Origin of the sequence: Streptomyces sp. ISL-11 (genome assembly GCF_018614525.1) — a bacterium.
Lineage (GTDB): Bacteria > Actinomycetota > Actinomycetes > Streptomycetales > Streptomycetaceae > Streptomyces.
On sequence record NZ_JAGGOL010000103.1, the window covers coordinates 24233 to 35263 of the forward strand.

12 protein-coding genes are annotated in these 11031 nt (G+C 72.7%); 5 read left to right on the top strand and 7 right to left on the bottom strand.

Going from position 1 to position 11031, the window contains the following annotated elements:
* Nucleotides 1-155 precede the first annotated feature (155 nt).
* From J7E86_RS21275 to J7E86_RS21285, 3 genes are all read right to left on the bottom strand, one after another.
* The gene (locus tag J7E86_RS21275) at nucleotides 156-788 is read right to left on the bottom strand and encodes an MBL fold metallo-hydrolase (protein WP_215083322.1); all 633 of its coding nucleotides are present in this window, start codon (nucleotides 786-788) and stop codon (nucleotides 156-158) included.
* A complete protein-coding gene (locus J7E86_RS21280; RefSeq protein WP_215083323.1) occupies nucleotides 785-1870 on the bottom strand; it encodes an S-(hydroxymethyl)mycothiol dehydrogenase in 1086 nt (361 codons plus the stop codon). The genes J7E86_RS21275 and J7E86_RS21280 overlap by 4 nt, the downstream gene beginning before the upstream one ends.
* An 89-nt stretch (nucleotides 1871-1959) precedes the next feature.
* Entirely contained in the window at nucleotides 1960-2919 is a 960-nt protein-coding gene (locus J7E86_RS21285) for a LysR family transcriptional regulator (protein ID WP_215083324.1), read from the bottom strand.
* A gap of 326 nt (nucleotides 2920-3245) precedes the next feature.
* Here J7E86_RS21285 and J7E86_RS21290 point away from each other — a divergent pair, with 326 nt between their 5' ends.
* On the top strand, nucleotides 3246-3794 hold the full coding sequence (locus tag J7E86_RS21290; RefSeq protein ID WP_215083325.1) for a hypothetical protein: 549 nt from the start codon (nucleotides 3246-3248) through the stop codon (nucleotides 3792-3794).
* Nucleotides 3795-3920: 126 nt separating this feature from the next.
* On the opposite strand, the gene J7E86_RS21295 is transcribed toward J7E86_RS21290, so the two are convergent.
* Nucleotides 3921-4322: a dienelactone hydrolase family protein gene (locus tag J7E86_RS21295; RefSeq protein ID WP_251019465.1), complete on the bottom strand. Its 402-nt coding sequence runs from the start codon at nucleotides 4320-4322 to the stop codon at nucleotides 3921-3923.
* Between the two features lie 495 nt (nucleotides 4323-4817).
* Between J7E86_RS21295 and J7E86_RS21300 the strand changes: the two genes are divergently transcribed.
* Nucleotides 4818-5021 (top strand): cold-shock protein, encoded by a 204-nt coding sequence (locus tag J7E86_RS21300; protein WP_215083327.1) that lies wholly within the window; start codon nucleotides 4818-4820, stop codon nucleotides 5019-5021.
* Here J7E86_RS21300 and J7E86_RS21305 read toward each other — a convergent pair.
* Nucleotides 5018-6214 carry a MalY/PatB family protein gene (locus J7E86_RS21305; RefSeq protein WP_215083328.1) on the bottom strand — a complete coding sequence of 399 codons (1197 nt, stop codon included), beginning with the start codon at nucleotides 6212-6214 and terminating at the stop codon, nucleotides 5018-5020. The two genes, J7E86_RS21300 and J7E86_RS21305, sit on opposite strands and share 4 nt — an antisense overlap.
* A gap of 140 nt (nucleotides 6215-6354) precedes the next feature.
* On the opposite strand from J7E86_RS21305, the gene J7E86_RS21310 reads away from it, so the two are divergent.
* Nucleotides 6355-6750 carry a cupin domain-containing protein gene (locus J7E86_RS21310; protein WP_215083329.1) on the top strand — a complete coding sequence of 132 codons (396 nt, stop codon included), beginning with the start codon at nucleotides 6355-6357 and terminating at the stop codon, nucleotides 6748-6750.
* Here J7E86_RS21310 and J7E86_RS21315 read toward each other — a convergent pair whose 3' ends face one another.
* Together J7E86_RS21315 and J7E86_RS21320 are read right to left on the bottom strand one after the other, a co-directional pair.
* The gene (locus J7E86_RS21315) at nucleotides 6751-9129 is read right to left on the bottom strand and encodes a glycoside hydrolase family 65 protein (protein WP_215083330.1); all 2379 of its coding nucleotides are present in this window, start codon (nucleotides 9127-9129) and stop codon (nucleotides 6751-6753) included.
* A complete protein-coding gene (locus tag J7E86_RS21320; protein ID WP_215083331.1) occupies nucleotides 9126-9869 on the bottom strand; it encodes an HAD family phosphatase in 744 nt (247 codons plus the stop codon). Before J7E86_RS21320 ends, J7E86_RS21315 begins: the two co-directional genes overlap by 4 nt.
* A 111-nt stretch (nucleotides 9870-9980) precedes the next feature.
* On the opposite strand from J7E86_RS21320, the gene J7E86_RS21325 reads away from it, so the two are divergent.
* Both J7E86_RS21325 and J7E86_RS21330 read left to right on the top strand, forming a co-directional pair.
* A complete protein-coding gene (locus J7E86_RS21325; RefSeq protein WP_215083332.1) occupies nucleotides 9981-10484 on the top strand; it encodes a hypothetical protein in 504 nt (167 codons plus the stop codon).
* 136 nt (nucleotides 10485-10620) lie between these two features.
* Nucleotides 10621-11031 (top strand): hemerythrin domain-containing protein (locus tag J7E86_RS21330; RefSeq protein ID WP_215083333.1); only part of this gene is annotated, 411 nt, incomplete at its 3' end.

The window sequence follows — 11031 nt, forward strand, 5'->3', positions numbered from 1 at the left end:
CGCCCGCGATCCGCCACAGGAGCCCGCCCAGCCACGCATCACGCTAATGGCCCTCACCGCACAGCGCCACCAGTGGCCCCGCCCCGTGGGTTCCGGCGGGACCGGCGGCCCTGGAGGCGAACCGGTCCCCCCGGCCGGTGGGCCGGTTCGCGGCGTCAGTGACCCCGCGCGATCCAGTCCGCCAGAGCCGGCGCCTCGGCACCGATCGTCGTGGTGTCGCCGTGGCCGGTACGGACCACCGTCTCCGGCGGCAGGGTCAGCAGCCGGTCCCGGATGGAGCCGACGATGGTGGGGAAGTCCGAGAAGGACCGGCCCGTGGCGCCCGGCCCGCCCTGGAAGAGCGTGTCCCCGGTGAACACCGTGCCCAGCGCCGGCGCGTACAGGCACACCCCGCCGGGGCTGTGCCCGGGGGTGTGCAGCACGGCCAGCCCGGTCCCGGCGACCGACAGCTCCTGCCCGTCCGTCAGCTCGCCGTTGGGGACGGTACCGGGATGGGTCTGCTGCCACAGTTCGCGGTCGTCGGCGTGGAGCAGGACCGGCGCGCCCGTACGGCCGGCGAGCTCGGGGGCCGCGTCGATGTGGTCGTTGTGGGCGTGGGTGCACACGATGGCGACCAGCCGGCGGCCGCCCACGGCCCGCTCGATCGCGGCGGCGTCGTGCGCCGCGTCGATGACGAGGACCTCGTGGTCGTCGCCCACCAGCCAGACGTTGTTCTCGACCTCCCAGACGCCGCCGTCGAGAGCGAACACGCCGGAGGTGACGAGGTGTTCGATGCGCGCGGTCGTCACAGCGTCACCACCGAGCGCAGGACCTCGCCCTTCTCCATGCGGTGGAAGGCTTCCTCGACCTCGTCCAGCGCGATGGTCTCGCTGACGAACGCGTCCAGGTCGAGCCGCCCCTGGAGGTAGAGGTCGATGAGCACGGGGAAGTCCCGGGAGGGCAGGCAGTCGCCGTACCAGGAGGACTTCAGCGCACCACCGCGCCCGAAGACGTCGAGCAGCGGCAGCTCCAGCTTCATCTCCGGCGTCGGCACGCCCACCAGCACCACGGTGCCGGCCAGGTCACGGGCGTAGAACGCCTGCTCGTACGTCTCCGGGCGGCCCACCGCGTCGATCACGACGTCGGCGCCGAAGCCGCCGGTGAGCTCCCGGATCGCCGCCACGGCGTCGCCGGAGCGGGAATTGACGGTGTGCGTGGCGCCCATCGCCTTGGCCGTGGCCAGCTTGGTGTCCGCGATGTCGACCGCGATGATCCTCGAAGCGCCGGCCAGCCGCGCGCCCGCGACGGCCGCGCTGCCCACGCCACCGCAGCCGATCACCGCGACCGTGTCACCGCGCCCGACCGCGCCGGTGTTGATGGCGGCGCCGAGGCCGGCCATCACCCCGCAGCCCAGCAGCCCGGCGGCGGCCGCCGACGCGGCCGGGTCGACCTTGGTGCACTGCCCGGCGGCCACCAGGGTCTTCTCCGCGAAGGCGCCGATGCCCAGCGCGGGGGAGAGCTCGGTGCCGTCGGTGAGCGTCATGCGCTGCGTGGCGTTGTGGGTGTCGAAGCAGTACCAGGGGCGCCCGCGCCGACAGGCCCGGCACTGGCCGCAGACCGCACGCCAGTTGAGGATGACGAAGTCGCCCGGTGCCACCTCGGTCACGCCGGCGCCCACGGACTCCACCACGCCGGCGGCCTCATGGCCGAGCAGGAAGGGGAACTCGTCGTTGATGCCGCCCTCCCGGTAGTGCAGGTCGGTGTGGCACACCCCGCACGCCTGGATCTTCACCACGGCCTCGCCGGGACCGGGGTCCGGCACCACGATCGTCTCGACCCGGACGGGTTCGCCCTTGCCGCGGGCGATGACACCGCGTACTTCTTGCGCCATGGGGAACGGCCTGCCTTTCTCTACGGTGGAGTCGGGCTCCACTCTGCGCCGCGAGCCAGGCCGTGTCCAACATCCCAACCCGATCACATTCAGCTGACTCGCTGATCAATCGCTCGTGCGGCCACCGGACCGGCCGTCCGGTCCGCTCCCGCACGGTCCTCGGACCGGTCCCCGTCCAGTTCCTTGATCATCGACAGCAGGGCCCGGGCCGCCGCGGTCGGCTGACCCGCCGCCGGAACCGCGACCGCGACCTTCCACGACGTCGCACTCCGCAGCGGCACCGCGCTCAGGCCGCGCGCCTGCTCCTTGAACGTCACCGGACGCGGCACCACCGCCGCCCCCAGCCCCCGCGAGACCAGGTCGAGCAGCGTGTAGACGTCATTGACCTGGAGGGCCACCTTCCGGACCACCTCCGCGTCGGCGAACGCCAGATCCGCCGCCCGCCGCGCGCCCCAGTCCGGGTGGAGGTCCACGAAGACCTCGCCGGCCAGCCGCGCCGGCGACACCGGCCCGCTCGCCCCCGCCAGCGGATGGTCCGCCCGGCACAGCAGCATCAACGGTTCCTCCGCCACCCGGTACAGCCGCACCCCCTCGTGGGAGCCGTCGTGCACGACGAACGCGACGTCCAGCTCACCCCTGCGCACCTGCTCCAGGAGACGGCCGGAACCCGCCTGCTCCATATGGATCTCCACCTGCGGGTGCAACGCGTGGAAGGCGGCCAGCAGCGCGGCCGCGTCGACCGTGCCCATGCACTGCTCGGTGCCCACCGAGAGCTTCCCGCCCATCAGCCCCTGCACGGCCGCGACGGCCTCCCGGGCCGCCGCCGCGCAGGCCAGCGTGCGCCGCGCCTCCACCAGCAGCGCCCGCCCGGCGTCCGTGAGCCCGACCCGCCGCGTGGTGCGCACGAACAACTCCGCGCCCAGCTCCCGCTCCAGCGCCCGGACCGACGCCGACACCCCGGACTGTGCCACCCGCAGCCGCTCGGCGGCGTGCGTGAAGTGCTGCTCCTCGGCGACGGCCACAAAGTGTTCGAGGTGTCTGAGTTCCATGATTCAGCATGGCAGGTGCTGGATGGGCGTCCGCGTCCGGGTCCGCCGGCGTGCCGCGACGCGCGGGGCCCGGGCGCGGCCGGTGCCCGCGGGTCCGCGCCCTCGCATCCGCCCGTTCGCCACCCCTTCCACGACACCTCCACACCCTCTCCATGACCCCTTTCGCACCCGTCCCGGCAGCACTTCCCGGCCAACTCGCAACATCGCGGCAACACTGTCACCTGGCTCACACCAGCTCCGGAAGTCACTGAGCCCTCCCGGCACTTGGCCGGTCCTGTTCGGTGGGTGCAGCCAAGACGCGAGGTCTCTGTCTACTCTCCCTCGCCATGCGCAGAACAACACTGGGACGGCTCAGCCTGTCCGCGATACTCGCCTTCGTCGTCGCCCTCCTGGGCCTGGCCCAGCCGGCCTCCGCCGCCGACACCCCGCCCATGACCATCAGCGTCGACAAGCAGTCGGCGACCCCGGGCTCCACGGTCACCATCAAGCTGACGTTCACCAACGACCAGACCACGAACGCCCAGTTCGTGTACCAGTCGATCCAGCCGACGTGGAACACCACGTCGGACCCCGGCCTGAAGTACGCGTTCGCCACCTGCGCCGGTGACACGTCCTCCTGCACCGTGCCCAACCAGCAGAGCGGCGCGGTGAGCTACAACGTGCCCATCCTGCCCGGCGCGAGCCGCACCGCGACGCTGACCTACAAGATCGCCGCCGACTCGGCCTGCGGCCCTAGCAGGCGCATCGAGTTCTACACCTACCTCTACTACGAGTACCAGGGCGGCCAGGCCAAGAAGGACGGGCTCTACCCCGTGGGCGGCACCGACATCGCCTGCGCGACGTCCGGCACCCCCTCGGCGGCCACCGGTCGCTGAGCGCGCCGGCTGTCACGCACTCCCGCACCACGGCCTTGAGTCCGGCCCGGCCAGGAGACGTCCTGGCCGGGCCTGGGCGTGCCGCCGGGCCGTAGGCCCCACGGGTCCTTCACGCGGGGGCCGTGTTCAGCCGGCGGCGAGGTGCCTGGCGAAGAACGCCTCGATCCGCCGCCACGCGTCGGCGGCCGACGCCGGCTCCGGTCCGATGCCCATCACGAACCGCAGCAAAGGACGCATGGCGTGCGGCACGTTGTCGGTGTCGTTGGGGAACGAGTGCCCGGCGTCCGGGTAGAGCCGCACCTCGTGCTCCACCCCGGCCCGCTCCAGCGCAGCCTCCAGCTTCCCCGCGTTCGCGCGGAACGCGCGGCCCTTGGCGCCGTAGGTGGCGAGTACCGGGCAGGCGCCCTTCATCGCGGAGTCCAGGTCGTCCGGCAGCCGCCCGTAGTTGGCCGCCGCCGCGTCGTACCGCCCCCGCCCGGCCAGGACCAGCGCGAAGCCCCCGCCCATGCCGTGGAAGAGGTCGGGCATCAGCGCGAGACAACCCGCCTCGGCCATCCGCGCGTTGAGCCGACGTGCGCACCACCGCTGCGCGGTGGTGTCCTCAAACTCCCCCAGCTACCGCTGGGGGTGCCCCCAACAGGCTGAGAGCGGCTGAGCCCGGCGCAATCAAGCCCGTCCGGCGTTTGAGGACGCGCCCGCAGGGCGCTCGCCGCCGCAGGCGGCAAAGACGGCCCGCAGCCGAAGATCCGCAGGGCGCTCGCCGCCGCAGGTGGCAAGGACAGTCCGCGGCCGAAGACCCGCGCTCGCCGCCGCAGCCGGCAAAGACGGCCCGCGGCCGAAGATCCGCCGGACACCTCCATAGTCCCGCACGGGGCGGGTCATTGCGCCGGCCGGGTGAATGGCGGAGTGTGCAGCGCATCGATCCACGGTCGGTCGGGGAGGGTTGCCGCGTCGGGATCGGCCATGACGGGTCCCGGCCGGCGCGTCGATGTCGCGCCGTGGCAAGGAACGAAGGAATGGGCGATGGCAACAGGCAGGGTGAAGTGGTTCAACGCCGACAAGGGCTTCGGCTTCATTGAACAGGACGACGGCGGCCCGGACGTCTTCGTCCACTTCTCCGCCATCCAGAGCACCGGTTTCAAGGAACTCCAGGAGAACGACAAGGTCACGTACGACGTCGTCCAGGGCCCCAAGGGGCCACAGGCGGAGAACGTCGTCCCGGGCTAGGCAGGTGCGGGGCGGGCGGCGCTCGGCCGGGACCGGCCGAGCGCCGCCGCCATTCTCCCCACCGCCTCCGTGAGGATCTCCGGCGAGGTGGCGAAGTTCAGCCGCACATGCCCCGCCCCGCCCGTGCCGAAGGGCATCCCGCCGGTCAGTGCCACCCGCCCGCGTGCGAGGAAGACGGCCGCCGGATCGTCGCCCAGGCCCAGCGCCCGGCAGTCCAGCCACGCCAGGTACGTCCCCTCCGGCCACACCATGCGCACGCCGGGCACGTGCCGCTCCAGCAGATCGCCGAGCAGCCGCCGGTTGGCGTCCAGGCCCGCCAGCACGGTGTCCAGCCAGTCGCCGCCGTGCCGCAGGGCGGCGGTGTGGGCGACGACCCCCAGGTGGCTCGGGCCGTGGCTCACCACGTACGGCAGGCGCGCCAGGTCCCCGGCCGCCGCCGGACCGGCGACGGCCAACGCCGCCTTGACACCCGCCAGGTGCCACGCCTTGGACGCCGACATCACCGAGAAGGCGCCGTCCGTGCCGGGCACCGAGAGGAACGGCACGAACCGCGCGCCGGGCAGCACCAGCGGCGCGTGGATCTCGTCGGCCACGACCCGCACCCCGAACGCCTCCGCCAACCGCGCGACCTCGGTGAGCTCTTGGGCGGTGTGCACCGTCCCCGTCGGGTTGTGCGGGCTGCACAGCAGATACGCGGCCCGCCGCCCGCCCGCCACCGCGCGCCCGAACGCCTCCTCCAGGACGCCGGTGTCGATGCGGTGGCCGGCGCCCAGCGGAGCCTCCGCGACCCGCCGGTCCATGTGCTCCACAAACCCGTAGAACGGTGGATAGACAGGGGAGTTCACTACCACGGTGTCCCCCGGACCGGTGATCAGACGCAAAACTTCGACGATGCCCTGCATGACGTCCGGCACGATCGCCGTATGTTCCGGCACCACGCCGTACCCATCCCACCGTCGGCGGGCGAACGCGTCCAGCGCCTCGGCGTACGCCGTCCCCTCGGCATACCCGGTGTCTCCCAGGGCGATCGCCTCCGTCAGCGCCCGAGCCACGGGCCCGGCGAGCGGCACATCCATCTCGGCCACCCATAGCGGCAGCACGTCCGGCGGATAGGCGCGCCACTTCGCGCTCGTACGGAGCCGCAACTCCTCCTGGGAGAAACGACGCAGCGGATCGGTCTCATGAACACCCATGAGGCCCATTGTGCGCACCCACGTCACCACCGGCGCCGGCCGAGCGGAGGATCCCGCGAGGCCGCGGCGTCCAACAGCCTGGAGTGAGCCCGGGCCACCACCCGGGCAGCACCGGAACGAGAGGGAACATCATCACCGTGTTGAGGGAGCACCCGGCACAGCCGGTCAGCGAAACGATGGCCGAGGGCGAGATCGTCCTCCCCCTGCCTCCCGGCATGACCCACGCCTCCAGCGTCGTGGTGCACCGGACCACCATGCCGCCCGGAGCACGCACCGGATGGCACTACCACCCCGGCACCCTCGTCGGCGTCGTCACCGGGGGCACGCTCACCCACTACTGGGCGGACGGCCGCGTGAGCCGCCACCCCGCCGGGACCAGCTTCATCACCGGCGGGCCCGACCACCTGCACGACGGCCGCAACGAGGGCGAGGACCCGCTGGTCATGCTGCTGACCTACATCAACGGGCCGGACATGCGTTTGGCGGTCGACGTCCCGGCGGTTTGCTGCGACACGGCCCGGCCGTGTCGCAGGTGATCAGTCCGGGCTCTCCGGCCGCCGGCCCGCCGCCCAGCCGCGGTGGGCCGGCCGACGTCCCGCGGGCTGGGTCGGCTCCGGCCGTTCCGGCCCGCCCGGCACCTTCCGGCTCTCCGGGTGTCCCGGTGCGACCCGCAGCGGCTCGCCGTAGTGGTCGACCTCCAGGGCCTGGCCCTCCAGCAGGGTGTACGTCGCCCGGGCGTCGGCGATCTCCACGCGCAACAGCCGCCGCCGCACCTGCACCGTGAAGGCCAGCCGGCCGAACTGCTCGGGGAGCTTGGGAGCGAAGGAGACCACCCCGTCGCAGTTGCGCATCCCGCCGAACCCCGCGACGAGGGCGATCCACGTCCCGGCGAGGGAGGCGATGTGCAGGCCGTCGCGGGTGTTGCTCTCCAGGTCGGAGAGGTCCATCATCGCCGCCTCGCCGAGATAGTCGTACGCCAGCCGCAGATGCCCCACCTCGGCGGCCATCACGGCCTGCACACACGCCGACAAGGAGGAGTCCCGCACGGTCAGCGGTTCGTAGTAGGCGAAGTTGCGGGCCTTCTCCTCCTCGGTGAAGGCGTCACCGCGCAACATCATGGCGAGCACCAGATCCGCCTGCTTGACGACCTGCTTGCGGTAGATGTCGAAGTAGGGGAAGTGCATCATCAGCGGGTACTGGTCGGCGCGGGTGCCCGCGAAGTCCCACTGCTGATGACCCGTGAAGCCCGCCGACTGCTCGTGGACGCCGAGACCCTCGTTGTACGGCAGCGTCATCCGGGCCGCCGCGTCCCGCCACGCGGCGGTCTCCTCGTCGTCCACGCCCCATTCGGCCGCCAGGTCCGGATGGCGCTCGGCCGCGTCGGCGGCCGCCCGGAGATTCCGCTGTGCCATCAGATTGGTGTAGACGTTGTCGTCCGCGATGGCGCTGTACTCGTCCGGGCCCGTCACCCCGTCGATGTGGAACTGCCCCTGATGGTCGTGGTGGCCCAGCGAACGCCACAGCCGGGCGGTGTGGACCAGCAGCTCCAGGCCCACCTCGCACTCGAACACCTCGTCGTCCGTGGCGTCCAGATAGCGCACCACGGCATCCGCGATGTCCGCGTTGACGTGGAAGGCGGCGGTGCCCGCCGGCCAGTACGCCGAGCACTCGTCGCCGTCGAGGGTCCGCCACGGGAACGCCGCTCCCTGGAGCCCCAGCAGCCGCGCGCGGTTGAGTGCGGCGGGCAGGGTCGCGTGCCGCCACCGCAGCGGCTGCGCCGCCGCCGGCGGCGCCGTGCAGGTCAGCACCTGCAGAACGAACGTCTCGGTGTCCCAGAAGCTGTGCCCGTCGTAGCCGGGGCCCGTCAGCCCCTTCGCGGCGATCGCCCGGGACTCCGCCCGCGCCCCCGCCTGCAACACGTGGAACAGCGCGAACCGCACGGCCTGCTGGATCTCCGCGTCACCGTCGACCTCGACGTCGGCGCGGTTCCAGAACTCGTCGAGATACGACCGTTGCTCGGCGCACAGCCCCGTCCAGCCCGTGCTCATGGCCCCCGCCAGGGCCGCGTCCACCTGGTCGCGCATCGCCGGCAGCGAGCGCACCCCCGACCAGCCGTAGGCGACCATCTTCTCCAGCCGCAGGCACTCCCCGGGCCGCAGCACCGACGTCACCGTGAAGCGGCTCAGGTCGTCGCTGCTCTTGGCGTACGTCCGCGTCTCCTCCGGGCCGTCCACCCGGTGCACCGCGGCCGCCGCCACCCGCAGCCCGCTGCGCTGCGTACGGTGCACCAGCCGCAGCCGGGTGTCCTCCGCCTCGTGATCCTCCGGCACCAGCGGGGACTCCAGCACCGCGGCCACCCGCGGGTCGCCGCCGGCCGCGGGCAGCTGCTCGTTGGCCACCAGCTCCGACTGCAGGACGATCCGCACCTCGGCGTCCACCGGCTCCACCTCGTAGGCGATGCCCGCGACCGCCCGCTGGGTGAAGGAGACCAGCCGCGTCGAGCGCACCCGCACCGTACGGCCCGACGGCGACGTCCACTCCACCTCGCGCCTCAGCAGCCCCGAGCGGAAGTCCAGCACCCGCTCGTGGTGGAGCAGCCGCCCGTAGCGCAGGTCGAACGGCTCGTCGTCGATGAGCAGCCGGACCACCTTGCCGTTGGTGACGTCGATGACGGTCTGCCCCGACTCCGGATAGCCGTAGCCCGCCTCCGCGTACGGCAGCGGCCGCAGCTCGAACACCCCGTTGAGGTACGAGCCCGGCAGGCCATGCGGCTCGCCCTCGTCGAGATTGCCGCGCCAGCCGATGTGCCCGTTGGCCAGCGCGAAGACCGACTCGCTCTGCGGCAGCACATCGAGGTTGAGCGCCGTCTCGCGCAGACACCACGGTTCGACCGCGTACGCCGGATGGGTGATCACGGTGAGTCCCCCAGGAGTTCGTCCAGATCCCGCACGACGACATCCGCGCCGTGGCTGCGCAGCGCCGCCGCCTGGCCGACGCGGTCCACACCGACCACGAAGCCGAAGGCACCGGCGCGCCCGGCCTCCATGCCCGCCAGGGCGTCCTCGAAGACCGCCGACTGCCCGGGGGTCACGCCGAGATCCCGGGCGGCGGCGAGGAAGGTGTCCGGGTGCGGCTTGCCGGGCAGCGCGCGCTCGGCGGCGACCAGTCCGTCGATGCGGACCTCGAAGAGGTCGGCGATGCCCGCCGCGACGAGTACGTCGCGGCAGTTGGCGCTGGAGGAGACCACGGCGCGCCGCAGTCCGGCAGTGCGGACGGCCTGTGCGTAGCGGACCGACCCCTCGTACGCCTGCACGCCCATCTCCTTGATCTTCTCCAGCACGAGCGCGTTCTTCCGCGTCCCGAGACCGTGCACGGTGTCCCGCTCCGGCGGGTCGTCCGGCCGGCCCTCGGGGAGCCGGATGCCCCGCGAGGCGAGGAACGAACGCACGCCGTCGGCTCTGGGCAGCCCGTCCACGTACTCGTCGTAGTCCGCGACCGGGTCGAACGGACGGAAGCCCGCCCCCTTGCGGGACCGCAGGAAGGCGTCGAACATCTCCTTCCACGCGGCCGCGTGCACGGTCGCGGTGCGGGTGAGGACCCCGTCGAGGTCGAACAGACAGGCGCGGATGCCGGGGGGAAGTCCGAGGCTCGTCACCCGGCCATGATGCCCCGGGCGCCGCACGGGCGCGCGCCTGCCGGGGAAGATGGCCTACACGCTCGGGCAGTGCCGTGCGAGCCGCGCCCACGGGCACCGTAAAGTGATCAAATGACCCACGCCGTTGACGCCGTCGATGCCGCCGCGATCGCCCTGGGCGACCGTCTCTGGATCCCTGACGGCGAGGAGAAGACCCTCGGCCAGGCGTTCCTCGCCCGCCGTGACGCGCTGGATCCCCTGCTGCTGCCCGGCATGCCCGCGAGCCGCGACCCGCAGGGGTGGGTGACCCAGCACGTGCTCTGGCTGGAGGCCGTCGCGTCCCTCACCGCCCGCGTCCGCGACCAGTGGTACCCCCACCTGCCGACGAGCCATATGACGGCGCTGGTCTCCGCCTACGCCGACCAGGCCGCCGTCGCCGGCCCGCTCGCCGACCACCTGCGCGAGCGGTGGGCCGCCGAGCGGCCCGAGCCGCTCACCCAGGAGCAGGTCACCTGGTGGGAGGAGTGGCACCTGCCGGCCGCCCAGCGGGAACAGCTGGACGCCGTGACGCACCGTCTGGTCGTCATCGGGTCCGTGGTGGTCGCCGCGGTCACCGGGGCCTGGCACTCCGGCTGACCCGCCCGCCCGCGGGGGTGGTGTCCGGTCCTCGCCCCCGCGGGCCCGCGCCCCGGCGGTGTTCGCTGCGCGATGCGGGGAACCGTGGCAGCGTGGTGCCCAGGCAGCCGCGCACGAGGCGAAGGGACGGTCGGCGATGACCCGTACCGACATCATCACCGAGATGGAGACCGACCACCGGGTGATCGAGGCGCTGTTCACATGGATCCACCGCACCCCCCTCGAGGACACCGGCCGCGAGCGGCTCCTGGAGGAGGTGGCCGCCGAGCTCGCACGGCACATGGCGGCCGAGGAGCGCTACCTCTACCCGGCCGTCCGCGCGTACGTGGCCGACGGCGAGGAGGTCGTCACCAAGGAGACGGCCCGTCAGGAACGCCTGACGACGATGCTGCGGGGCCTGGAGTCCAGCACGGTGTACGAACCCGGGTTCGACGCCCGTGTCCGGGCCCTGGAGCGCGAGGTCTCCCAGCACGTGCGCCACGAGGAGCACGACCTGTTCCCGCTGCTGCGGCAGGGCTGTCCGCTGGACACCCTGCGCCGCCTCGGC